This window comes from Oceanibaculum nanhaiense (genome assembly GCF_002148795.1).
GTDB lineage: Bacteria > Pseudomonadota > Alphaproteobacteria > Oceanibaculales > Oceanibaculaceae > Oceanibaculum > Oceanibaculum nanhaiense.
The window spans coordinates 278,029-300,300 of record NZ_MPOB01000005.1 but is presented as its reverse complement, the minus strand read 5'-3'; the positions used below and the strand labels follow the sequence as shown (position 1 = coordinate 300,300).

Genomic DNA, 22,272 nt, shown 5'->3' with positions numbered 1-22,272 from the left:
TCAGGGAGACGATCATGGCGCTCGCGGCCGGCAGCAACATCACCCTCGACGCCGCCCTGCGCGAGGCCGAGGAACGCTTCGTGGCATCCAATCCGGAAAGCCTGCGCCTGCACGCCGAGGCAGCGAAGGCGATGCCCGGCGGCAATACCCGCACTGTGCTGTTCTACGAGCCCTTCCCGCTGACGCTGGCCAGCGGCGAGGGCTGCCATGTGCGCGATGCGGACGGGCACCTCTATACCGACTTCCTGGTGGAATATACGGCGGGCCTGTACGGCCATTCGCATCCGGTGATCCGGGGTGCCATCGAGGCCGCGCTGTCGGACGGCATCGTGCTGGGCGGGCCGAACCTGCTGGAGGCCCGCTTCGCCGCCGCCTTGTGCGACCGCTTCCCGGCGGTGGAGCGCATCCGCTTCTGCAATTCCGGCACCGAATCCAACATGTTCGCCCTGTCAGCGGCGCGCGCCGCGACCGGCCGCGACAAGGTGATGGCGTTCCGCGGCGGCTATCATGGCGGCGTGCTCTATTTCGCCGGGGCGAATCCGCTGAACGCGCCCTTCCCCATGGTCATGGCCGACTATAATGACGCGGAGGGAGCCGCCCGTCAGATCGCGGCGGAGGGCGAGCGCCTCGCCGCCGTCATCGTCGAGCCGATGCTGGGTTCGGGCGGTTGCATCCCGGCGGAACCGGAATTCCTCAAGGCGCTGCGCGACGCCACGGCGAAGACCGGCGCGCTGCTGATCTTCGACGAGGTGATGACCTCCCGACTCGCCCCCGGCGGGCTGCATGATGAGCTGGGCATCACCCCCGACCTGGTGACGCTGGGCAAATATCTGGGCGGCGGCCTGACCTTCGGCGCCTTCGGCGGGCGCACCGAGATCATGGACCGGTTCGACCCGCGCCGGCCCGGCGCCTGGCCGCATGCCGGCACCTTCAACAACAATGTGCTGACCATGGCGGCGGGGCTGGCCGGCCTGACGCAGATCTACACGCCGGACACCGCCATCGCGCTGAACCGGCGCGGCGATGCGTTGCGCGCCCGGCTGAACGGCATTGCTGAGGCGATGGGCCTGCCGATCCGCGCGACCGGGCGTGGCTCCATGATGTGCCTGCATGCCGTCAGCGGCCCGGTGCGCCGCCCCGCCGATGTGGCCGGTATGCCGAAGGCGCTGCGCGACCTGCTGCATCTTGATCTGCTGGAAAAGGGCCAGTACCTCGCCCGGCGCGGCATGATCAATCTGTCGCTGCCGATGGAAGCGCCGGATATCGATGGTCTGGCTGCCGCCTTCGCGGAAGTGCTGGAATCCCGCGCCGGGCTGATCGAGGCGTCAGTCGCCTAGCCGCGCCGCCCTGATCTTCTGGTCGGTGTTATGCTGCGACAGTGCGTAGATCGCCCAGAGTGCCGCCGGAATCCAGCCGATCAGCGTGATCTGCAGGATCAGGCAGATGATGCCGGCGATCGGCCGCCCGATCGTGAAGAACAGCAGGAAGGGCAGGAAGATCGCGAGGATGAGACGCATCAGGCTGGTTCCTTTTGAGCGGTTGGGTCTTTGACTTTCAGGATAGCCCCGGCCGCGCCGGCAATCTATCCGAATACCGCACTCAGGCCACCTTCGGCAGCCGGTCCCGTCCGTGCGGCGCATCATGATCCAGCACCGGCCCCAGCGGCACGATGCCGCTGCCGTTGATCTGCCGGTGGCTTTCGTAATAGTGCCGCTTGATGTGGGTGAAGTTCACCGTCCCGGCCACACCCGGCACCTGATACAGCTCCCGCGTATAGCCCCACAAATTGGGATAGCTGGCCAGCGTGCGCAGATTGCATTTGAAATGGCCGACATAGACCGGATCGAAGCGGATCAGCGTGGTGAACAGCCGCCAGTCCGCCTCGGTGATGCGGTTGCCGGCGATGTAGCGCTGGCGCGCCAGCCGCTCCTCCAGAATGTCGAGTGCGCCGAACAGGCTGGTGACGGCCTTCTCGTACTTGTCCTGCTCGGTGGCGAAACCGGCCTTGTACACGCCGTTATTCACCCGGTCATAGACCATCTCGTTGATCGCATCGATCTCGGCACGCAGCGGTTCGGGATAGAGATCGAGGCCGGGATTTTCCGCCACTTCATCGAAGTCGCTGTTCAGCATGCGGATGATCTCGGCGGATTCATTGTTCACGATGGTCTGCTTCTGCTTGTCCCACAGCACCGGCACGGTCACGCGGCCGGTATAGCCGGGCTTCGCCTTCAGATAGACCTCGTAAAGCCGCGTCGCCGCGGTCAGCTCGTCAGGCTCCGGGAATTCCCAGCCTTCCTTCAGCATCAGCGGATCGACGACGGAGACGCTGATCGCCTTTTCCAGCCCCTTCAGGGCGCGAAAGATCAGCGTGCGGTGCGCCCAGGGGCAGGCCAGCGAGACGAACAGGTGATAACGCCCGGCCTCGGCGGGAAAGCCGGAGGAACCATCGGCTGTCACCCGGCCACGGAAAGCGGAGTCCTCGCGCTTGAAGGCGCCGCCGGTCGATTTCGTGTCGTACCAGACATCCTTCCACTCGCCATCCACCAGCATGCCCATCGGCCATTCTCCCGTTTTGTCGTGATGGTCCTGATGTTTGGCGATGCGCCGCGATTGCAAGGGATGCTAGGGTAAATGCCTCGCCATTGCCTTGTTCCGAGGGATTATGCGCCTTATTGCCCTGATGGCCATACTGCTCAGCCTGTCCGGCTGCGGCGTGGCCGCCGCTCCCTGTCGGGGCGTCTCGCTGGTGCTGAAGATGATCCCCTATGTCGGGCACGCGGCGGCGCAGCCGACCGATGCCTGCGCCATGGCCATCGACCCCGAGCTGATCTAGGAAGATCCGCTAGCCCGTGAAGATGTGATTGTCCCAGCGCGCACCGGCGAAGCCGCTGTCGAGCGCGCGGGTCCGCCCATTGAGGGGATCGTATTCGACCAGCGCGCCCAGCCCGTTGCTGACGATGAAGCGGCCCGGCACGGGTGCTGCGGCCAGCCCGCAGCCATCCGCCAGATCGAGCGGCGGCAAGGGCCGGCGCGTCGCCGCCTCCCAGAACAGTGCCCGCCCGCCGCGCGGCGAAGTGACACCCAGGATGGTGCCGCCGGCATCGACGGCCGCACTGCCGCAATAATTGCGCAGGCGCGACCAGGCAGCATCCGGCATATCCAGCATCTCGATATCCCGGCCCGGACGCGCCAGCCCGACCAGCGGCACCAGATCGTTCGACGGCCCTTCATACTGCATGGCGATGACCGTCTCGCCCTCCGCCGTCACCGCCATGTGGCGCAGGCTGAGCTGGAAGAACTCGCCCGGCAGGCGGCGCTGCTCGATCAGGCTGCCGTCGCGGATATCGATGAAGGCGACGGAGGAGTCCATCGAATCGAGGTTCAGCTTCATGCGCTGCACCTCGGGATGGGTCAGGATGCCGCCATTGGCGACGATCAGCGTGCGTCCGTCCGGCAGCAGCCGCAGATCGTGCGGGTCCAGACCGCCGGTCTGCCATTCGCCAATGCGGCGGAACGAGTCGGCGGCGTCGTACAGGCCGATCAGCCCGCGCTTGCCCGCATAGTCGATCTCGGTCGCCAGCAGCAGCCGGCCGCCCTTCACGAACAGCCCATGCCCGGCGAAGGCGCGGTCCTCGATGGCGGGGATGGTGTGGGCGACTCTGCCGCTGGCACTATCGATCACCAGCGCGAACCGGCCGGGCCGCCGCCCGAAGAACACGGCCTGCCTCCCACTGGGCCGCCCGTCCGGGCTGACTGCGGAGCCATGGCCGCGTGCTGGCATCGGCAGGTCGAACAGCTTCGCCCCATCCGCGTCGAAGCCGCTGGCGAAGAATTTCCCCTCGCGGTCGGCGCGGGCGCTGAGATAGAGCCCCTTCGCCTCGCGCGCCAGCACCCGTGCATCGAGACCCGTCAGCGCGCCGGCGGCGGCGAGGCCGGCCAGCGCGGACCGGGTCAGCAAATGGCGGCGGGAAATCGGCATCACACTCTCCTCAGTCACCGTCGAGGGCGTTGAAGCCGAGTGGAATGTCCAGCGCCCCGGTCAGCCGCGTCGCCAGAAGCTGCTTCAGCGCCGCTGTTTCCTTGGCCAGCTGCACCAGCTTCACCCGCTCCTCCTTGTCCTTCACCGCCTCCTTCAGCGGCAGGGACACGGAGTCGGCGGTGGCGATGGTCTGCTTGAAGGCGCGGCGGAACAGATCGTCCAGCTTCTTGTCGCCGGCCACGTCGCGCACGAAATGACCGAAGCCCTGGCCGCCGCCCTCGCCGAGATACAGCGCCTCGGCGGCGCGCAAATTCAGGCGGATATTCTCCATCGAGCGGCCGCTGCGCCAGGATTCGCCGAGCTGCGGCTTCGCCTCCTTCGCGCTGCCGCCCAGCGGGCGCGCCAGCTTGTGGTCGGCCACCAGCTCGACCGCCGTGTGCAGGCTCTTGAACAGATCCAGCGTCGCCTCGCTGGCGCTCTGGTAATGGGTGCCGGCCTCGCCCGCCTTCGCCACGGTCTGCGCATAATCCTCGCGCCAGGCGCGCAGCACATCGGTTGCCATGCCGGCCAGATTACCGGATATCGCGGTCACTGCCTCGCAAGCAAAACCGGCAGGCGGCGCATCGTCATACAGCAGCCGTTCCAGCGCCGGCAGCCCCTGCACGGCGACGCTGCCGGTCTCGAAGGATTTCTGGCTGATACGGTCGCGCTCCCCCGATTTCAGCATCTCGGCCAGCTGCCTTCCCACCGTGTTGCGCGGATCGGGCCACATGGCAAAGCGCTGCTGGCGCATGAACAGATCGACCGGGCCGAACCGGATATGCTGCACGCCCTGCCAGGCATCGGACGCCGCGCCATAGGCCGTCCGCAGCGCCGCGAAGCCGGCATCGGACGGGGCGGCGCAATAGGCGCCGGCGGCCCGGTCGAAACCGGCCAACGCCGTCTCCAGCGCCGCATAGCGCGGGATCACATGATGCGTGACCAGATCGCTGTTGAGCTGCCGGTAGGAAGCAGGATCAGCGGCCAGCGCCACCGGCGAAACGGCCAGCAGCACGGCAAGAATGGCAAGGAACCGGAATCGCATCGCGCTTCTCCTACAGGGGGTTCAGGCCTAAAGGGAGTTAAGAAAAGCCAACAGCGCCTCGCGGTCGGCCTTGCTCATCTCCACCACCTTCTGCTTCGCCGCCTCGGCCTCGCCGCCATGCCACAGGATCGCCTCCAGCAGGTTGCGGGCGCGGGCATCGTGCAGGAAATAGGTGTGGCCGCTGACCGTCTCGGTCAGGCCGATGCCCCAGAGCGGCGGCGTGCGCCATTCCTGACCATCTGCCTGCGCTTCCGGCCGGTTGTCGGCCAGCCCCTCGCCCATATCGTGCAGCAGCAGGTCGGTATAGGGCCAGATCAGCTGGAAGGCCTGTTCCTCGCCGTCGAAATCGCGCGCGGTCACGAATTTCGGGCGATGGCAGGACGTGCAGCCGCTCTCGTAGAACATCTGCTTGCCGCGCAGCACCTTCGGATCGTCCACATCGCGCCGGGCCGGCACGCCGAGATTGCGGGCATAGAAGGTGACGAGGTCCATCATCTGCTTCGTGACCTCGGTGCCTTCCAGCGCATCGTCCCCGGTGGGCGCCTCGCGGCAGGCCTTCTGCGCCGGCGTGCAATCGCCCGAGGAGGCCGGCACCAGCGGCGTTGAGATACCGATATCGCCGACGAAGGCATTCGCGGATTGCTGATGCACCGTCGGCTGGCCAGCCTTCCAGCCGAACCGGCCGAGCGACAGCCCACCCTTCACACTGTCCCACACGCGGTTGGGCCGGCCGGAGATGCCATCGCCATCCTTGTCGTCGGGGTCGGCCCAGGCGAGGATGTCCTCCTCCGGGATGGCTTCCAGCAGGCCCAGCCCGATCATCGGCGAGGCGACGCGCGGCGACAGCATGATCTCCGGATGCATCGGCCCGTACTTCAGGTTGGCGACGCTGTAGGTCGGCCGGCGCAGATTGACCACCTCGCCATCGGCCAGCGTGACCGGCACTTCTTCATACTCGACGACCATCTCGCCTTCCGGCTGATGTCCCTGGATCGCGAAATTCTGCAGCTGCGTGCCGTAGGTCGGGTCGCCGATCAGCGCCGCCTCGCCCTTCGCCAGCAGGGTGCGCTGCGCCTCGTCCTGCGGCGGGACCGACAGGCGCAGGAACAGTGAAACCGCCTGCTCGCCCGCGGCCGGCGGTCCGCCGCGCCCGTCCTTCAGATGGCAGCCCTGGCAGGAGCGCGAGTTGAACAGCGGACCCAGCCCGTCCGAGGATTCGGTTGAGCTTGGCGCGGACACCCAGATCTTGCGGAAGATGCCGTCGCCGACCTTGAAATCCAGCTGCTTCTCGAAAGCCATATTGCCGGACGGGTGCGAGAAGATGCTGGTGTTCAGCGGCTTATAGACCGTCGCCGCACCGCCCTGGTTCTGCTCGAACTTCTCCGCCTCGGAGAAATCGGACGCCGGTTTGGTGACGGCGGCGATGCGCGCCTTTTCCGCCTTGCTGCCAGTGGAATCGGGGCCAGTGGAGGCGGCGCCAGCCGCGTTCACCGCCAAACCCAGAAAAGCTGCGAGCGCCCCGGCGATAAAGCCCAGCGAAACGGTACCCTGCCAACCCGATCGAAACATTTTCATCACAAGAATTACGGAATGAAAGACGAAGCGTCCCGCAGAACGCTCCGTCAGCTATTGGGCACCCTGTCGGCTTACTGGAAGACGGCCGCCGGATTATCGAGAGAGTCGGACCCCTCAAAGGCGATCGGCTGCAATTCCAGCAGCGCCACCGCGCGCTCGAAGGAACGGGTCTGCGCGCTCAGCGCATCAATGACCGCCTGCAGCGTCGCAGCGCCCGCTTCATTGCCCGCGGCCAGCATCTGGTCATAGGCCTCGACCGCCTCGGCGCGCTGCTTCATCGCCAGGGCCGCCGCTTGGGTGGCATCCAGCGCCTGCTTGATTTCCGCCGCCAGCGCCGGATCGCTGGCACGCACCAGATCGTGCAGGCTGCGCCCGTTCACCACGCTCTTGCCATCGATCCGGGTATAGCTGCCGAAATAGACCGCGCGCATTCCGACGATGTCGTAATAGTGCGAATTGTGGGTGTTGTCGGAGAAGCAGTCATGCTCCTCCTCCGGGTCGTTCAGCAAAAGGCCCAGCTTCATGCGCTCGCCCGCCAGCTCGCCATAGGACAGGCTACCCAGCCCGGTCAGGATGATCGACAGGCCACCTTGCGGGCCGGCTTCCATCACCGTCTTGCGCGCCTCGCCGTCAGCCGCCCAGTTGCCGGCCATCTCCGCCAGATCGTCCACCAGCAGGTCGGTGGCAACCGTCAGATACTGCGCGCGCCGGTCGCAATTGCCGCTGGTGCAGGCCGGCCCCTTGGCATAGTCGGTCCAGGGCCGGCTGCCGGCACCCGGGCCAGTGCCGTTCAGATCCTGGCCCCACAGCAGGAACTCGATGGCGTGGTAGCCGGTGGCGACATTCGCCTCGACACCGCCGATCTCCTGCAGCTTCTCGGCCAGCAGTTCCTTGGTGATGGTGGAGGCGTCGATCTCCTCGCCGCCATGGGTGATCTTCGGATTGGCGATCACATTGGCGGTGTAGAGCGGGTTCTCGTCGGAATCGGTGCCGTAGGAGGAATCGACATAATCGATCAGCCCCTCGTCCAGCGGCCAGGCATTCACCTTGCCTTCCCACTCATCGACAATGGCGTTGCCGAAACGATAGACCTCGGTCTGCTGGTAGGGCACACGCGCGGCCAGCCAGGCCCGCTTGGCGACCTGCATCGTGGCGGCGCTGGGCGCATCGGTCAGCGCCTGCACGGCGGCCTGCAGCTCCTTCGCCTTGGCAAGCGAGTCGGAATACATCGCCTGGGCGATATCGGCATAGTTCGTCAGCATGGCGCGCACCGCACCGTCGCCTGGCGCTGCCGATGCCGGTGCCGCAACAGCCAGCAACCCTGCTGCTGCCAAAGCCAGAATGTTCCTACTCATACCCTTGCCCCTTCCTAAAACCTGTCGCACGCAAGCCGGCCAACCCCCTGGCCAGCGTGGCTTGCAATAATATGATGGAGCCAGATGATAATGAGAGTGATTTATAATCTCAACCAATACCGGTCAGGACACATGGCCGCACCGCGTGCCAGCCATGCAATCCGGCCGCGCGGCATGGACAAGTACCGCCGGAACCCCTAAGCAGGATTGGGTTGGCTTTCCGTCAACGCCCCAGCCGCAAGCGCCGGAGACGGATGGACGCGATCAAGAGCCAGTGGGCGGATTTGCCGCCGAATGTACGCGGCATCCTGTGGGTCGTGCTGTCCGGCCTGCTGTTCGCCAGCTTCATGGCCATCGTGCGCCATGTCGGCACGACCATGAATCCGATCCAGATGTCGTTCATCCGCTATGCCTTCGGCATGCTGTTCATGCTGCCCTTCTTCATGCGCATGCAGCTGTCGGATTTCCGCGCCGCCAACATCAAGCTGCACGCCACACGCGGCATCCTGCACGGGCTGGCAGTGATGATGTGGTTCTACGCGATGAGCCGCATCCCCATCGCCGAGGTGACGGCGCTGGGCTTCACCTCGCCGATCTTTGCCACCATCGCCGCGGTGCTGCTGCTGGGCGAGCGCATCCGGCTGCGCCGGATGGTCGCGGTGCTGGGCGGGCTGCTTGGCGCCCTGATCATCCTCCGGCCGGGGGCGGCGATCATCGACCCCGGCGCGATGGCCATGCTGGTGGCGGCGCCGATCTTCGCCTTTTCCGACGTCATGGCGAAACTGCTCATGCGCAAGGAGAGCGGGCCGGCGGTTGTTGGCTACCTGTCGATCTTCGTCACACTGGTGACCATGGTGCCGGCACTTTATGTCTGGCGCGCACCAACGCCGGAGGAATGGGCGCTGATGGCGCTGACCGCCTTCATCGCCACGCTGGGCCATCTCGCCATGGTGCAGGGCTTCAAGCTGGCCGAGGTTTCGGTGACACAACCGGCCAAGTTCCTGCAGCTGATCTGGGCGACGCTGATCGGCTTCCTGCTGTTCGGCGAATTCCCGACAGTCTGGACCTGGATCGGCGCGGCCATCGTGGTCGCCGCCGTCAGCTATATCGCGCACCGCGAAGCTGTCGCCCGGCGCCACGACCAGCGCCACGACCAACCCCACGAATAGACCGGGATAATTTTCGCGGCTTTGAATCTATTTCCCCGCGCCCATATATTAGGAGAACGCAAGAACAAGGCAGCCCATGACGGTCTTCGACACAAGCCGTACGGAAATCACCTACAGTCTGGGGCGTGTCGCCTTGACCGACATTCCGGACGAAAGGCTGCGCAAGCTCGCCAGCTACTGGTGCAGCCAGCGCGCGGGGCGCACCTTGCCGAGCCGCGATGACGTGGACCCGCTCGACCTGCCGAACGGCGTTCTGGCGAACATGATCCTCCTGGATATCGTCGGCTCAGAGCGTTATCGCCGGTTCCGCTTCCGGCTGGTCGGCACCGCCATCTACACCCATGTCGGCCGCGAACTGACCAGCCTGCATATCGACGAGGCGCTGCCGGAACCCTACCTGTCCTATGTCAGCTTCACCCATGCGACAGCGGCGGACCGGCGCTGCCCGGTCTATTCCGAGACGCTCTATCACGATCAGGGAAACTTCGTGAACGGCATCACCTACCGGCTGGTGCTGCCACTGGCCAGCGACCACGAGGCCACCGACCGCATCATGGTCTGCCAGTTCTGGGTGCGGCGCGGCGACAAAAGCCGCTGGGAAGGCGACTGGCGCACCGTGCAGCCGCTCACCCAGCTGGTGGATTTCGGCTAAGCGGACCGGAGCTTTTCCACTAGCACAGGCAGCGACTTGATGTCGAAGCCCTTGCCTGCCGCCTCGGCGACCAGCGCGTCGGCATCGGCGCCATGCTTCAGCACCTGTGTCGCACCATAGAGCAGATAGACCCGCGTGCCGGTACGGCAATGCGCCAGCACCGGCTTGCCCACCGTCGCCAGCATCGCGTCGAACGCTTCCACATCGGCCTTGCCAATGGTCGAGCTGGTGACCGGCAGAAAGTGATATTCGAGGCCCAGCGCCTCGGCCTGCGCCTTGGCGTCGGCCATCGCCATCTGCCCCGGCTCCTCGCCGTCCGGCCGGTTGTTGATGACCGCGCGATAGCCCATCGCCGCAATCTCCTGCAGTGACATGCTGTCCACCTGCGCGCCGGTATCGATGCCCGGTGCCATCTCGGTCGTCTTGAAGCTCATGCCCGTTCCTCCCCTGTTATGGATTTATCGTCTGCCGCTGCCGGCTGGCGCAGCGCCGCAACCAGCCCCATGACGAAGCCGATGCCGGCGGTTTCGGCATTATACAGCACCAGCCCCGCGCCGCCGGCGGCCAGCGCCGTATGAATGGCCCAGACCGGCCTGCGCCATAAGGCCAGGACTCCGGTCAGCACGGCCAGGATGCCGAAGCCGCTATACTGGAAAAACAGGATCAGGCCGGTGCGCGGACCGCACCACCAGGGCCCGTCGCCGGGGTCGCACAGATGGCCGATCCAGTGCTGCTGCACCACCAGATAGCGATAGGCAAGGCCGAAACCGATACCAAGCGCCGCCCAGAGCAGGGCACGGCGGCGCAACGGGGTGATCTGCAACACGGTACCGGTTTCCTTTACGGAAGACGTAAAAACGTCCCGCAGCAAACCGACCCTTGCCGCCCCGGTCAAGCGCTATCCGACGATGCCTGGCCGCGTCCCATCGGTACGAAGCCCAGATCAGACCGTGAGGTAGCGCCGGACCTCGCTCTCCACCAGCTCGGCCCTGGTGCCCGACAGCACGATCTCGCCGCGGTCCATCACGGCGAAATCATCGGCCAGGTCACGGGCGAAGTCGAAATACTGCTCGACCAGCAGGATCGCCATGTCGCCGCGGTCGCGCAGGAACAGGATGGCGCGGCCGATATCCTTGATGATCGAGGGCTGGATACCCTCGGTCGGCTCGTCCAGCACCAGCAGCGAGGGCCGCATCACCAGCGCCCGGCCGATGGCGAGCTGCTGCTGCTGACCGCCCGACAAATCGCCGCCGCGCCGGCCCAGCATGTCCTTCAGCACCGGGAACAGCTCGTAGATATAATCGGGGATAGTCTGGTCCTTGCGCGGCAGCGGGGCGTAGCCGGTCTCCAGATTCTCCTTCACCGTCAGCAGCGGGAAGATTTCGCGGCCCTGCGGCACATAGGCGATGCCGCGTCGCGCCCGGTCGAACGGCCGCAGGCCGGTGACCGACTGGCCGTTCCAGCCGATCTCGCCGCGGCTGACCGGATGATGGCCAACAATCGCGCGCAGCAGGCTGGTCTTGCCAACGCCGTTGCGGCCCATCAGGCAGGTGATGCGGCCGATCTCGGCCTTTAGCGAGACCTTGCGCAGCGCCTGCGCCGCCCCGTAATGCAGATCGACATCGCGGACATCCAGCATGCTCAGCGCCCCAGATAGACGTCGACGACACGCGGATCGGCACTGACATGGTCGAGCGAGCCTTCGGCCAGCACCGCGCCCTCATGCAGCACCGTGACCTTCACGCCAAGGTCGCGCACGAAAATCATGTCATGCTCGACCACGACGACGGAATGGGTCCGGGCGATCTCGCGCAACAGATCGGCGGTCTCCGCCGTCTCGGCGTCGGTCATGCCGGCCACCGGCTCGTCCACCAGCAGCAGCTTCGGGTTCTGCGCCAGCAGCATGCCGATCTCCAGCCATTGCTTCTGGCCATGCGACAGCGCGCCGGCCAGTTCGTGCCTGCGGTCCTTCAGGCGCACGATGCCGAGGATTTCCTCGATGCGGTCGCGCTCCGCCCCTTCCCGGTGGAACAGGGTCGCCAGCGGATCGCGCCGGCCCTCGATGGCAAGGTCCAGATTGTCCCAGACAGTATGGCTTTCGAACACGGTCGGCTTCTGGAACTTGCGGCCAATACCGAGCTGCGCGATGGCAGCCTCGTCCTGCCTGGTCAGGTCCACCTTGCCGTCGAATACCACGTCGCCTTCATCCGGCCGGGTCTTGCCGGTGATGACATCCATCATGGTGGTCTTGCCGGCGCCGTTGGGGCCGATGATCGCCCGCATCTCGCCGGGCATCACGGTGAAGGACAGGCTGTTCAGCGCCCGGAAACCGTCGAAGCTGACGCTCACCCCGTCGAGATAGAGTAGCGCGCGGGTCATCAGGTCGGAGGTCATGGTGCTACTCCGCCGGTTCCGGCGCCGGGTCGCGGCGCGCGGGTTTGCCGTTCTTCTTCATCAGGTCGGACGCCGTGCCGACGATCCCCTTCGGCAGGAAAAGCGTGACGGCGATGAACAGCCCGCCCAGCGCGAACAGCCAGAATTCCGGGATGGCGGCGGTGAAATAGGTCTTGCCGAAATTCACCAGGATCGCGCCGACCACCGGCCCGATCAGCGTGCCGCGCCCGCCGACCGCGACCCAGATCACCATCTCGATGGAGTTGGCCGGGCTGAATTCGCTGGGGTTGATGATGCCGACCTGCGGCACGTAGAGCGCGCCGGCCACCCCGGCCATGCAGGCCGACAGGGTGAAGACGAACAGCTTGTAATATTCCACCCGGTAGCCAAGGAACCGGGTGCGGCTCTCGGCATCGCGGATGGCGACCAGCACCTTGCCCAGCTTGGAGCGGATGATCGCCCGGCACAGCAGGAATCCCAGCGCCAGCGCCAGTGCCGAGGCGAAGAACAGCGTCGCCCGCGTGCCGGCCGCCTGTACCGGATATCCCAGGATATCCTTGAAATCGGTCAACCCGTTATTACCGCCAAAGCCCATATCGTTGCGGAAGAAGGCCAGCAGCAGGGCGAAGGTCATCGCCTGGGTGATGATCGAGAGATAGACGCCGGTGACACGCGAGCGGAAGGCGAACCAGCCGAGCGCGAAGGCCAGCGCACCGGGCACCAGCACCACCATGATGGCAGCGAACCAGAACTGGTCGAAGCCGTACCAGTACCAGGGCAGCTCCTTCCAGTTCAGGAACACCATGAAGTCCGGCAGCTCCGGATTGGCATAGACGCCGCGCGTGCCGATCTGGCGCATCAGATACATGCCCATCGCGTAACCGCCCAGCGCGAAGAACGCGCCATGGCCCAGCGAGAGGATGCCGCAATAGCCCCAGACCAGATCGATGGAGAGTGCCAGCAGCGCGAAGCAGAGATATTTGCCAACCAGCGACACGGCATAGTTCGGCACATGCAGCGGATGATCCGCCGGCAGCAGCAGGTTCAGCGCCGGCACCAGGATGCCAACCGCCAGGATGATGGCCAGGAAGATCAGGCCGCCGCGGTCCAGCCCGCGCAGCAGGAAACCGCCCTTTAACGCCCTCCCGGTCATTGCTCCACCGCCCTGCCCTTGAGCGCGAACAGCCCGCGCGGGCGCACCTGGATGAACAGGATGATGAAGACCAGCACCAGGATCTTGCCCAGCACCGCGCCGGCATAGGGTTCCAGGAACTTGTTCACCACGCCCAGCGTGAAGGCACCGACCAGTGTGCCCCACAGATTGCCGACCCCGCCGAAGATCACGATCATGAAGCTGTCGATGATGTAGCCCTGCCCCAGATTGGGGCTGACATTGTCGATCTGCGACAGCGCCACCCCGGCCAGCCCGGCGACGCCGGAGCCAAGCCCGAAGGTCATCGCATCGACCCAGGGCGTGCGGATGCCCATCGAAGCCGCCATGCGCCTGTTCTGCGTCACCGCGCGCATCTGCAGGCCCAGCGGCGTTTTGCGCAGCATCAGCATCAGGGCGGCGAAGACGATCAGCGCGAAGACGATGATCCAGAGCCTTCCATAGGTCAGCGAAATCTGGCCGATATCGAACGCCCCGGACATCCAGGACGGGTTGCCGACCTCGCGGTTGGTCGGCCCGAAGATGCTGCGCACCGCCTGCTGCAGCACCAGCGACAGCCCCCAGGTCGCCAGCAGCGTCTCCAGCGGCCGGCCATAGAGGAAGCGGATGATGCCGCGCTCGATGGCGACGCCGATGGCGCCCGCCACCAGGAAGGCCAGCGGCAGGGCGATCAGCACCGAGACGTCGAAGAGATAGGGAAAGGAGGTGCGGATCACCTCCTGCACCACATAGGTCGTGTAGGCGCCGATCATCACCATCTCGCCATGCGCCATATTGATGACGCCCATGACCCCGAAGGTAATGGCGAGCCCGATGGCTGCCAGCAGCAGCACGGAGCCCAGCGAGATGCCATAGATCGCGTTCTGCAGCACGCCCCACCAGCGCAGATTGGCCTGGATTTTCTTCACCGCGACCTGCGCCGCCTCGGCCACGGCCGGGCTGGCATTGGCCGAGACCTGGCCCAGCAGCGCCAGAGATTCGCGGCCGCCGCGCTCGGTGATGATGTCCAGCGCGGCCAGCTTGGTGGCATCGTCGGCAGCGCCGGACAGCTGGATCGCGGCGCGGGCCAGCTCCATCGTGGCGCGCACGCGCGGCACACTTTCCTTGGCGAGGGCTTCTTCCAGCACCTCCAGCGCCCCGGCGTCGCGGCCCTTATAGACCGCCTCGGCGGCGGCCTGGCGGATTTCCGGCTTCGGGCTGAGCAGGGTCAGGGCGCCGATGGCGCTGCGCAGCGCCCGGCGCAGACGGTTGTTCACGCGAATGCGTTCATAGCCGCCGGCGGGCTCGGTGCCCAGGCTCTCGCCGGTCAGCGGATCGGTCAGGGCAAGGCTGCTGCCACTCTCCGTGGCGATCACCACGGTGCCGCCAAGCTTGCGTGTATAAAGGGCGCCATCGCCCAGCGCGGTCAGGGCCGGCACCGCCTCGCTGGCGCCGCTGGCGGCCAGCGCATCGACGGCCTTTTCCAACTCGCCATAGCCTTTGGCATCGCCGAGCGCCTGGATCAGGGCGGGCAGGTCTGTGTTCTGGGCGGAAAGATTCTGGCCGGAAAGATTCTGGCCGGAAAGATTCTGGGCAAAAACCGGGGCCGGCGTCGCGGCAAACGCGCACAGCACGGCCATTGCGTACAGAAAATGACGCAGCACCAACGCCTCCCGTGGGTTCTTCTTGCCGTGGGTTCTTTTTGCTTGTCCGGGAGAGACGGCCGGCGGCGGGGCCGCCGGCCACTCCACAAACTTATGGCGTCAGCTCGCGCCGCCGCATTTGCCGGTCTTGACGTTGAAATTGCCGCACGACATCGGCGCGCGCCAATCGGAGATCAGATCCTTGCTGTCCGGCAGGAAGTCCGACCATTCATCGCCAACCACCAGGCCGGGCGTCGACCAGACCGTATCGAACTGGCCGTCGCCCTGCACCTCGCCGATCAGCACCGGCTTGGTGATGTGGTGGTTCGGCATCATCGCCGAGAGGCCGCCGGTCAGGTTCGGCACGGCCACGCCGATCAGCGAATCGATCACCGGATCGACGTCGATGGTCCCGGCCTTCTCGACCGCCTTCACCCACATGTTGAAGCCGATGTAATGCGCCTCCATCGGGTCGTTGGTGACGCGCTTGTCATTCTTGATGAAGGCCTGCCACTTCTTGATGAAATCCTTGTTCTCCGGCGTATCGACAGACATGAAGTAGTTCCACGCTGCCAGATGGCCGACCAGCGGGCCAGTATCGATGCCTGCCAGCTCCTCCTCGCCGACCGAGAAGGCGACGACCGGGATGTCCTCGGCCTTGATGCCCTGGTTCGCCAGCTCCTTGTAGAACGGCACATTGGCATCGCCATTGATGGTCGAGACCACGGCGGTCTTCTTGCCGGCCGAGCCGAACTTCTTGATCTCGGCGACGATCGACTGCCAGTCTGCATGGCCGAACGGCGTGTAGTTGATCATGATGTCGGAAGCGGCCACGCCCTTGTCCTTGAGGTAGGTCTCCAGGATCTTGTTCGTGGTACGCGGATAGACATAGTCGGTACCGGCCAGCACCCAGCGCTGCACGCCTTCCTGCGCGGCCAGATAATCGACCGCGGGGATCGCCTGCTGGTTCGGCGCGGCGCCGGTGTAGAACACGTTGCGCGAGGATTCCTCGCCCTCATACTGCACCGGATAGAACAGGATGCCGTTCAGCTCCTCGAACACCGGCAGCACGGATTTGCGCGACACGCTGGTCCAGCAGCCGAACACAGCAGCCACCTTGTTCACGGTCAGCAGTTCGCGCGCCTTCTCGGCAAACAGCGGCCAGTCGGAAGCCGGATCGACGACCACCGCCTCCAGCTTCTTGCCCAGCAGACCGCCCTTCTTGTTCTGCTCATCGATCAGCATCAGCATGACGTCCTTCAGGGTCGTCTCGCTGATCGCCATCGTGCCCGACAGCGAATGCAGGATGCCGACCTTGATGGTGTCCTGTGCCTCCGCCTTGCCGGTCATCGCGCCGAACAGCAGCGATGCACCGACCATCAGCCCCGTCAGGAGCTTTGCCCCTTTTTTCCCAGCCATTTCTCGTCTCCCAGTTATTCGCGGTTCCATGCCGCATTGCAGCAAGAACGCAAGGCGCGTGCCACGGAGACGCCATCTTCATTAACGGCGGGAAGCGTTAAGTATTTTCCTCAACTGCGGGGTTTCGCCCCAGGCGCGAACAAGGGTGCGCCGCACAATTTTTAAGCAAGCCGGAATTAAGCTGTCTAAAATTTAGACTATGCTAATTCCGAGCTCCCTCATCCTCGCGCAGCGACAGATTGGCCAGCCTCTCGCTCAGCAGGGCGAGCGCGGTATGGTCCGCCCCCTTGCCGAGCATGGCGTCGGCCGAGGCCCACATTTCCCGGCACAGCGCGGCGAAGGGCGTGGGCACGCCGCGCGCCTTGGCGACGTCGAGGGCGATGGAGAGGTCCTTCACCATCAGGTCCAGCGCGAAGCCGGAATTGAAGGCGCCGGACAGCACGAACTGCTTGAACTTCTTCTGGGTGCTGTTGTTCATGCCGGTGGAGGCGTTCAGGATATCGACCATCACCTCGGGATCGAGGCCGAATTTCTTGCCGACCAGCATGGCTTCCACGCCGATCAGGAAGCCGCCAGCCGAGACCAGATTGTTCAGCGCCTTCATCGCCTGGCCGCAGCCCAGCGACCCGGCGCGCTGCACCTTGCCCATCGCCTCCAGTACCGGGCGGGCGCGCTCGATATCCGCCTCGGCGCCGCCGGCCATGATCGCCAGCTCGCCGGTGCGTGCCCGCGCCACGCCGCCGGAAACCGGCGCATCGATGATCGCGATTCCGCGCGCATTCAGCGCCGGCTCCAGCGAGATCGTCACATCCGGCACGCCCGAGGTCATGTCGATGACCAGGCCGCCCTTTGCCATGCCCTCGGCAATTCCGCCACCCCCAACGTCTCCGTCACCCAGCAGCACATCGGATACGATCTTGCTGGTCGGCAGCATGGTGACGACGATGGAACAGGTCCGGCCCAGCTCGGCGAGGGAGGAAACCGTCTCGCCGCCGACCTCCTTGGCGAAGGCGGCACTCTGTTCGGGCCGTGCATCATAGGCGACGACCGTAAATCCAGCCTTCGCGAGGCAGGCCCCCATCGGCCAGCCCATCATGCCGATGCCGACCAGGCCGATTTTGGTTTCCGCGCCCATATCCGTTTCCTTCCCTGAAGCCTGTGCAATTTGGCGGCAAGCCTAGGGGCCGGGTTCCACAAGCGTCAACGGCCATCACCGGCAGGCCGCCACGGAGCAGACGCATGGGTCTTCATTCTTTAAATCGTTATTGCTAATGTACCAATGGTTTTATAATTTATAACAATACAATTGAATAAGCCGGTCCGAAAGGCCGGTCCGTTCGGGGGGAGGGGCGCATGGCACACGCGAAAGTCCGCAGGTTTACAATGCTGTTGGCGGTCGGCACGATCCTCAGCGCCTGCACTGCCCCGCAAGGGCAGAAATCGGCCGGCGCTCCGGACCAGCCGCCCTTATTTGAGAAAAGCGATCCGCAACCAGGAGCCAGAGACGGGGGTGCCGGGGACAACCGCCTGCCGGTGACGCGCTTCATCCGCACCGAGGTGCTACCGAAAGATACTACCAGTACGGCGAAGCCCCTGTGCTTTGATTCCTACAAGCGCATGTACAGCCGCATGGAACTGACGGGCAACGTCCGGCTAGCCCAGGCAAACGACAAAACAGACAACCCCGACAGCTTAGGACGCCGGATCGCACGCCTCGTCATACAGCGTGAGAGTACCTACAGCGTGGTGTTCGCCACGGTCGCCGATGGCGGCCTGCCGGCCGTTACCCGCCCCCTGCTGACCATCGCGAAGAACGACGATGGCGGCAATGGCCGGGAATGGACGACCGACGTGATCGTCTCCTCGGTCCACACCCCCTATTTCCGGGTCGAGGAAGGCGCGCGCATGGCGATCTCCTTCCAGGTGAAATACCAGAAGGCAATGACCTCCTCGGCAACCCGGATGCTGGCCAATGTCGTGCAGGAAACCATCAAGGTGACGGCGCCCGGATCAGAATTGCTGACCTCCCTCACCCGGCCGCAGATCGAAAAGGAAGCGCGTATCATCGATGCCGCGGTGGGCAAGGCTTTCTCCTCGACCGATACGGAAACCATGCATCACGACCTGGCGGTGGCCACGGTGACGCATGGGACCGGCCTGTCCGTCTTCGCCCTCGCGCTGGACGAGGACGGCGAAACATTGATCCCTGCAGGTGACTGGGCGCTGCGCCTCGCACCGCCGAAGCCCTCCATCTTCTCCGACCGCACCGTCGATACCGATCAATTGCCCGCCACCGAATGTGACCAGCGCACGCCGGCCCGTTTCACGGCGATAGAAGCGGCCCAGATTACGGCGGCGAAACTGGCGGTGAAGGACGTGACCCCGGACAAGGCCCTGAACACGCTGGTCGGGGAGAACACCACCATCCGGGAATATCTGCGCGCCAAGAGCTGGTACAACGAAGCCATCGTGCAGGTCGCGGGAGCGACGGACACCGCTGCGGCGGACTGGAAGGCCGGGATCGGCTCGCTCTGCGGCAATGTCCTGGCCGACCTCGCCGCGCTGGGGCTGAACGACGTCGATACCCATGTCGGGCTGTGGGCGGTGTTGTCCACACTGAAAGGCCCGGCAGCAGTTTCCGCGCAGACGCTCGCCACGGTCCAGCCCTGCGCCGGTGCCAGGCAAGGCTTCGTCAGATACGGCATCCAGCTCTAGCGGATGCCCTAGCGGATACCGGCGCGCAGGAAGGCCTGGATGAACTGGCGCTGGAACAGCAGGAAGGCCACCATCAGCGGCGCGATGGTAAACAGGGTGGCGGCGCTGATGACCGCGATGTTCACCCCGCTCTCCGGTGCCGCGAACAGCGACAGGCCCACGGTCAGCGGCCGCGTCTCGTTGGAGTTGGTGACCACCAGCGGCCACAGGAAATTGTTCCAGTGGGTGGCGATGGAGACCAGCGCATAGGCCAGATAGACCGGCTTCGCGGCGGGGATATAGACCCGCCACAGCACACCGGTCCAGCCGCAGCCCTCGACGCGGGCGGCTTCCTCCAGCTCGCGCGGCACGCCCTTGAAGGCCTGGCGCAGCAGGAAGATGCCGAAGGCGCTGGCCATATAGGGCGCGCCGATACCGAGGATCGTGTCGAACAGGCCGAGGCGGGAGATCATGGCGTAATTCTCCACGATCAGCACTTCCGGCAGGATGAACAGCTGCAGCAGCACCAGCATGAACAGCGCGTCGCTGCCGGGAAAGCGGAAGCGCGCGAAGGCGTAGCCCGCCAGGGTGCAGAAGAACAGCTGCCCGGCCAGGATCACCGTCACCAGCAGCGTGGTGTTCAGGAAATAGCGCGGCCAGGGCGCGCCGGCCCAGGCGGTGCGGAAATTCTCCAGCGTCACCGGGGCGGACAGGTCGAAGGACAGCGCGCCCTGCGGCGTGTGGAAGGCGGCCCAGACGGCGAAGACCAGCGGGGCGATCCAGATCAGCGCCAGCAGGATGGCGCCCACAGCATCCAGCGTGCCGAGCGTGCGCCAGATGGGAGTACGCCGGGCGGGCGTGCGGCCAGCGGGACGTACCGCGACGATATCGGTCATGGGCTGCTCTTCCTCACCGGTAATGGATGCGCCGTTCCAGCACGGCGAACTGCAGCACGGCCAGCACGCCCAGGACGATCAGCACCAGCACGGTCATCGCCGCCGCCGAGGGCCGGTCGAAATAGCTGAAGGCCATCTCCCAGATCCAGTACAGGATCAGCTTCGAGGCATTGTCCGGCCCGCCCTTGGTCAGGATGAACAGATGGTCGATCAGCTTCACCGAGTTGATCAGCGCATTCACCATGACGAACAAGGTCGTCGGCATCAGCAGCGGCAGCAGGATGCGCCGGAAATAGGTCCAGCGCCCGGCGCCCTCGATCAGCGCCGCCTCCTTCAGGTCGGGCGGGATGGTCTGCAGGGCCGCCAGGTAGAAGATCATGAAGAAGCCGGCCTCCTTCCAGATCGTCACCATGATGATACTGGCCAGTGCGGTTTCCGGCTGGCCCAGCCAGTTGATGCCGCTGATTCCGAACAGGCCGAACAGCCGGCTCAGCACGCCGATATCGGGCGTATAGAAGAACAGCCACAGATTGGCCGCCGCCACCATCGGCAGCATGGTCGGGGTGAAATAGGCGATGCGCACCAGCGCCCGCGCCGGAATCCGCGCATTGGCCCACAGCGCCATGCCCATCGCCAGCCCGATGGAAACCGGAATGGTAACCCCGGCATAGATCAGATTATTGCCGACCACCTGCCAGAAGCTGGGGTCGGAAAACAGGAAATCGTAATTGTCGAGGCCGACGAACTGCGAGGGGCGGCGCACCGTGCCCTTGGAGAACAGGCTGGCCCAGAGCGTCGCAACCGTCGGCCAGAAGGCAAACAGCGACAGCATGAAGACCGACGGCAGCACCAGCAGCGAGCCATAAATCGCCAGCTTGCGGCTTTCGATGCGGTCGAGAAGCGGGGCGTCGGTCATCGTCGCAGCCTTCGGAAAGAATCACCCCCGGCGCCCAGTGAAGCTGGAGCCGGGGGTGACGGTTAGCGATACTTACCGGAACGGCTTCAGCAGCCGCTCGGCATTGGCCTGCGCGTCCTTCAGCGCCGCTTCCGGCGTCTGACGGCCGGTCAGCGCCGCCTGGATGGCATTGTTCAGGCCTTCACGGACACGGCCGGTCTCGTAGGTCGAGAACTCGGCGACCGCATGCTGCAGCTGGTCGCGGGCAACCAGCGCCGGCGGGAACTCGGCGGCATACTTCTTCAGCGACTCGGTCTCGTAGGAGGCCGGGCTGATGCCGACATAGCCGGTGGCCTTCGACCATTCGGCCGCACGCTCCGGTGCGGTCATCCAGCGGATGAAGGTCAGCGCGGCCTTGCGCTCGGCGTCGGTCGCCTTCTTGAACAGGTAGAAGTTACCGCCGCCGGTCGGCGAGCCGGGCCGCTTCTTGGCCGGCAGCATGGCGACGCCGAAATCGAACTTGGCCTCCTTCTTCACCGCCGTCAGATTGCCGGTGCTGTGCCACATCATCGCGGTCTGGCCCTGCACGAAGGCCTGGCGCAGCGTGCCCCACTCGACAGTGCCTTCCGGCATCACCTTGTGCTTGGTGCCAAGGTCGCGCCAGTACTGCAGCGCCTCGATGGCGGCGGGATCGTCAAAGAAGGTCTTGGTGCCGTCGCCCGACATCAGCTCCAGGCCGTTCTGGATCGCCAGCGCCTGATACATCCAGTAGGGATAGCCGGTGGAGGGGATCATCACGCCCCAGCGGCCGTCCTTGGTCAGCTTCTTGGCGGCGGACGCCATCTCGTCCCAGGTCTTCGGCGGCTGGTTCGGGTCGAGACCGACTTCCCGGAAGGCGTCCTTGTTGTAGTACATGACGATGGTCGAGCGCTGGAACGGCACGCCCCAGACCTTGCCATCGATGGTGCCATTGGCCATCAGCCCCGGATAGAAGCTGTCGAGCCAGGCCTTCTCCTCCGCCGTCGAGACGACGTCGCTGAACGGCACGATGACGTCCTGCTCCATCAGGTCATAGACGTCGATGGAGAACATCACGGAAAGCTGCGCCGGTTCGCCGCTCTTCAGCGCCGACAGGGCACGGACGCGGGTGTCGTCATAATTGCCGGCATAGATGGCATTGACCTTGATGTCCGGATGTTCTTTCCGGAAATCACTCACCATCCCATCGACCACCTGGGTCAGCGGGCCGCCGACCGCGATCGGGTAGTACATGGAAAGCTCGACATCGGCCATGGCGGGTGAGGCCATCCCGGCGAGCGCGGCGGCAAATGCCGCCGCCCTTACGCGCTGCATCGTCATGTGTC

Annotated in this window: 22 protein-coding genes; 5 read left to right on the top strand and 17 right to left on the bottom strand. The window is 65.2% G+C overall.

Annotated features, from left to right (window positions below):
* The first annotated feature begins 14 nt into the window (after positions 1-14).
* Entirely contained in the window at positions 15-1,337 is a 1,323-nt protein-coding gene (locus BKM74_RS11120; RefSeq protein ID WP_086465783.1) for an aspartate aminotransferase family protein, read from the top strand.
* Here the strand turns inward: BKM74_RS11120 and BKM74_RS11115 are convergent.
* Both BKM74_RS11115 and BKM74_RS11110 read right to left on the bottom strand, forming a co-directional pair.
* Positions 1,326-1,517 (bottom strand): YqaE/Pmp3 family membrane protein, encoded by a 192-nt coding sequence (locus BKM74_RS11115; protein ID WP_086465782.1) that lies wholly within the window; start codon positions 1,515-1,517, stop codon positions 1,326-1,328. The two genes, BKM74_RS11120 and BKM74_RS11115, sit on opposite strands and share 12 nt — an antisense overlap.
* Positions 1,518-1,599: 82 nt before the next feature.
* Positions 1,600-2,559, bottom strand: coding sequence for a glutathione S-transferase family protein (locus BKM74_RS11110; protein ID WP_086465781.1), 960 nt, complete (start codon positions 2,557-2,559; stop codon positions 1,600-1,602).
* Positions 2,560-2,665: 106 nt separating this feature from the next.
* Here BKM74_RS11110 and BKM74_RS18750 point away from each other — a divergent pair, with 106 nt between their 5' ends.
* On the top strand, positions 2,666-2,836 hold the full coding sequence (locus BKM74_RS18750) for a DUF6726 family protein (protein ID WP_176342495.1): 171 nt from the start codon (positions 2,666-2,668) through the stop codon (positions 2,834-2,836).
* A gap of 9 nt (positions 2,837-2,845) precedes the next feature.
* Here the strand turns inward: BKM74_RS18750 and BKM74_RS11105 are convergent, their stop codons facing one another.
* From BKM74_RS11105 to BKM74_RS11090, 4 genes are all read right to left on the bottom strand, one after another.
* Positions 2,846-3,982 (bottom strand): DUF1513 domain-containing protein, encoded by a 1,137-nt coding sequence (locus tag BKM74_RS11105; RefSeq protein ID WP_086465780.1) that lies wholly within the window; start codon positions 3,980-3,982, stop codon positions 2,846-2,848.
* Positions 3,983-3,992: 10 nt separating this feature from the next.
* On the bottom strand, positions 3,993-5,066 hold the full coding sequence (locus BKM74_RS11100; protein ID WP_086465779.1) for an imelysin family protein: 1,074 nt from the start codon (positions 5,064-5,066) through the stop codon (positions 3,993-3,995).
* Between the two features lie 27 nt (positions 5,067-5,093).
* The gene (locus tag BKM74_RS11095) at positions 5,094-6,635 is read right to left on the bottom strand and encodes a di-heme oxidoreductase family protein (protein ID WP_086465778.1); all 1,542 of its coding nucleotides are present in this window, start codon (positions 6,633-6,635) and stop codon (positions 5,094-5,096) included.
* A 77-nt stretch (positions 6,636-6,712) separates the two neighbouring features.
* On the bottom strand, positions 6,713-7,996 hold the full coding sequence (locus tag BKM74_RS11090) for an imelysin family protein (RefSeq protein ID WP_086465777.1): 1,284 nt from the start codon (positions 7,994-7,996) through the stop codon (positions 6,713-6,715).
* Between the two features lie 254 nt (positions 7,997-8,250).
* Between BKM74_RS11090 and BKM74_RS11085 the strand changes: the two genes are divergently transcribed.
* On the top strand, positions 8,251-9,165 hold the full coding sequence (locus tag BKM74_RS11085; RefSeq protein WP_086465776.1) for a DMT family transporter: 915 nt from the start codon (positions 8,251-8,253) through the stop codon (positions 9,163-9,165).
* 76 nt (positions 9,166-9,241) lie between these two features.
* Positions 9,242-9,817 carry a PAS domain-containing protein gene (locus BKM74_RS11080; RefSeq protein WP_086465775.1) on the top strand — a complete coding sequence of 192 codons (576 nt, stop codon included), beginning with the start codon at positions 9,242-9,244 and terminating at the stop codon, positions 9,815-9,817.
* Here the strand turns inward: BKM74_RS11080 and BKM74_RS11075 are convergent.
* From BKM74_RS11075 to BKM74_RS11040, 8 genes are all read right to left on the bottom strand, one after another.
* The gene (locus tag BKM74_RS11075) at positions 9,814-10,251 is read right to left on the bottom strand and encodes a TIGR01244 family sulfur transferase (protein WP_086465774.1); all 438 of its coding nucleotides are present in this window, start codon (positions 10,249-10,251) and stop codon (positions 9,814-9,816) included. The genes BKM74_RS11080 and BKM74_RS11075 overlap by 4 nt on opposite strands.
* Complete coding sequence (locus BKM74_RS11070; RefSeq protein WP_140056069.1) at positions 10,248-10,643, bottom strand: hypothetical protein; 396 nt, start codon at positions 10,641-10,643, stop codon at positions 10,248-10,250. The genes BKM74_RS11075 and BKM74_RS11070 overlap by 4 nt, the downstream gene beginning before the upstream one ends.
* A gap of 117 nt (positions 10,644-10,760) precedes the next feature.
* Positions 10,761-11,456: an urea ABC transporter ATP-binding subunit UrtE gene (gene urtE, locus BKM74_RS11065; RefSeq protein WP_086465772.1), complete on the bottom strand. Its 696-nt coding sequence runs from the start codon at positions 11,454-11,456 to the stop codon at positions 10,761-10,763.
* A 2-nt stretch (positions 11,457-11,458) separates the two neighbouring features.
* Complete coding sequence (gene urtD / locus BKM74_RS11060) at positions 11,459-12,211, bottom strand: urea ABC transporter ATP-binding protein UrtD (protein WP_176342494.1); 753 nt, start codon at positions 12,209-12,211, stop codon at positions 11,459-11,461.
* Positions 12,212-12,215: 4 nt separating this feature from the next.
* Positions 12,216-13,364 carry an urea ABC transporter permease subunit UrtC gene (gene urtC / locus BKM74_RS11055; protein WP_086465771.1) on the bottom strand — a complete coding sequence of 383 codons (1,149 nt, stop codon included), beginning with the start codon at positions 13,362-13,364 and terminating at the stop codon, positions 12,216-12,218.
* The gene (gene urtB, locus BKM74_RS11050; RefSeq protein ID WP_245825912.1) at positions 13,361-15,025 is read right to left on the bottom strand and encodes an urea ABC transporter permease subunit UrtB; all 1,665 of its coding nucleotides are present in this window, start codon (positions 15,023-15,025) and stop codon (positions 13,361-13,363) included. The genes urtC and urtB overlap by 4 nt, the downstream gene beginning before the upstream one ends.
* A gap of 99 nt (positions 15,026-15,124) precedes the next feature.
* Positions 15,125-16,423, bottom strand: coding sequence for an urea ABC transporter substrate-binding protein (gene urtA / locus BKM74_RS11045; protein WP_099045577.1), 1,299 nt, complete (start codon positions 16,421-16,423; stop codon positions 15,125-15,127).
* A gap of 202 nt (positions 16,424-16,625) precedes the next feature.
* Complete coding sequence (locus BKM74_RS11040) at positions 16,626-17,558, bottom strand: NAD(P)-dependent oxidoreductase (protein WP_086465768.1); 933 nt, start codon at positions 17,556-17,558, stop codon at positions 16,626-16,628.
* Positions 17,559-17,956: 398 nt separating this feature from the next.
* Here BKM74_RS11040 and BKM74_RS18745 point away from each other — a divergent pair, with 398 nt between their 5' ends.
* On the top strand, positions 17,957-19,138 hold the full coding sequence (locus BKM74_RS18745; RefSeq protein ID WP_176342493.1) for a hypothetical protein: 1,182 nt from the start codon (positions 17,957-17,959) through the stop codon (positions 19,136-19,138).
* An 8-nt stretch (positions 19,139-19,146) separates the two neighbouring features.
* Here the strand turns inward: BKM74_RS18745 and BKM74_RS11030 are convergent, their stop codons facing one another.
* The 3 genes from BKM74_RS11030 to BKM74_RS11020 form a co-directional block, all read right to left on the bottom strand.
* Positions 19,147-20,013: a carbohydrate ABC transporter permease gene (locus BKM74_RS11030; RefSeq protein ID WP_217895465.1), complete on the bottom strand. Its 867-nt coding sequence runs from the start codon at positions 20,011-20,013 to the stop codon at positions 19,147-19,149.
* A 13-nt stretch (positions 20,014-20,026) separates the two neighbouring features.
* Positions 20,027-20,929 (bottom strand): carbohydrate ABC transporter permease, encoded by a 903-nt coding sequence (locus BKM74_RS11025; RefSeq protein WP_086465766.1) that lies wholly within the window; start codon positions 20,927-20,929, stop codon positions 20,027-20,029.
* Between the two features lie 72 nt (positions 20,930-21,001).
* The gene (locus tag BKM74_RS11020) at positions 21,002-22,267 is read right to left on the bottom strand and encodes an ABC transporter substrate-binding protein (protein WP_086465765.1); all 1,266 of its coding nucleotides are present in this window, start codon (positions 22,265-22,267) and stop codon (positions 21,002-21,004) included.
* Positions 22,268-22,272 lie beyond the last annotated feature (5 nt).

Excerpts from the sequence above, each read along its gene's own strand:
- urtD (WP_176342494.1), bottom strand. The coding sequence starts at position 12,211 with ATGACCTCCGACCTGATGACCCGCGCGCTACTCTATCTCGACGGGGTG.
- BKM74_RS11120 (WP_086465783.1), top strand. The coding sequence starts at position 15 with ATGGCGCTCGCGGCCGGCAGCAACATCACCCTCGACGCCGCCCTGCGC.
- urtC (WP_086465771.1), bottom strand. The coding sequence starts at position 13,364 with ATGACCGGGAGGGCGTTAAAGGGCGGTTTCCTGCTGCGCGGGCTGGAC.
- BKM74_RS11115 (WP_086465782.1), bottom strand. The coding sequence starts at position 1,517 with ATGCGTCTCATCCTCGCGATCTTCCTGCCCTTCCTGCTGTTCTTCACG.
- BKM74_RS11020 (WP_086465765.1), bottom strand. The coding sequence starts at position 22,267 with ATGACGATGCAGCGCGTAAGGGCGGCGGCATTTGCCGCCGCGCTCGCC.
- BKM74_RS11075 (WP_086465774.1), bottom strand. The coding sequence starts at position 10,251 with ATGAGCTTCAAGACGACCGAGATGGCACCGGGCATCGATACCGGCGCG.
- BKM74_RS11110 (WP_086465781.1), bottom strand. The coding sequence starts at position 2,559 with ATGGGCATGCTGGTGGATGGCGAGTGGAAGGATGTCTGGTACGACACG.
- BKM74_RS11095 (WP_086465778.1), bottom strand. The coding sequence starts at position 6,635 with ATGTTTCGATCGGGTTGGCAGGGTACCGTTTCGCTGGGCTTTATCGCC.
- BKM74_RS11025 (WP_086465766.1), bottom strand. The coding sequence starts at position 20,929 with ATGACCGACGCCCCGCTTCTCGACCGCATCGAAAGCCGCAAGCTGGCG.
- urtA (WP_099045577.1), bottom strand. The coding sequence starts at position 16,423 with ATGGCTGGGAAAAAAGGGGCAAAGCTCCTGACGGGGCTGATGGTCGGT.
- urtE (WP_086465772.1), bottom strand. The coding sequence starts at position 11,456 with ATGCTGGATGTCCGCGATGTCGATCTGCATTACGGGGCGGCGCAGGCG.
- BKM74_RS11085 (WP_086465776.1), top strand. The coding sequence starts at position 8,251 with ATGGACGCGATCAAGAGCCAGTGGGCGGATTTGCCGCCGAATGTACGC.
- BKM74_RS11040 (WP_086465768.1), bottom strand. The coding sequence starts at position 17,558 with ATGGGCGCGGAAACCAAAATCGGCCTGGTCGGCATCGGCATGATGGGC.
- BKM74_RS11105 (WP_086465780.1), bottom strand. The coding sequence starts at position 3,982 with ATGCCGATTTCCCGCCGCCATTTGCTGACCCGGTCCGCGCTGGCCGGC.
- BKM74_RS11080 (WP_086465775.1), top strand. The coding sequence starts at position 9,242 with ATGACGGTCTTCGACACAAGCCGTACGGAAATCACCTACAGTCTGGGG.
- BKM74_RS11090 (WP_086465777.1), bottom strand. The coding sequence starts at position 7,996 with ATGAGTAGGAACATTCTGGCTTTGGCAGCAGCAGGGTTGCTGGCTGTT.
- BKM74_RS11030 (WP_217895465.1), bottom strand. The coding sequence starts at position 20,013 with ATGACCGATATCGTCGCGGTACGTCCCGCTGGCCGCACGCCCGCCCGG.
- BKM74_RS11100 (WP_086465779.1), bottom strand. The coding sequence starts at position 5,066 with ATGCGATTCCGGTTCCTTGCCATTCTTGCCGTGCTGCTGGCCGTTTCG.
- BKM74_RS18750 (WP_176342495.1), top strand. The coding sequence starts at position 2,666 with ATGCGCCTTATTGCCCTGATGGCCATACTGCTCAGCCTGTCCGGCTGC.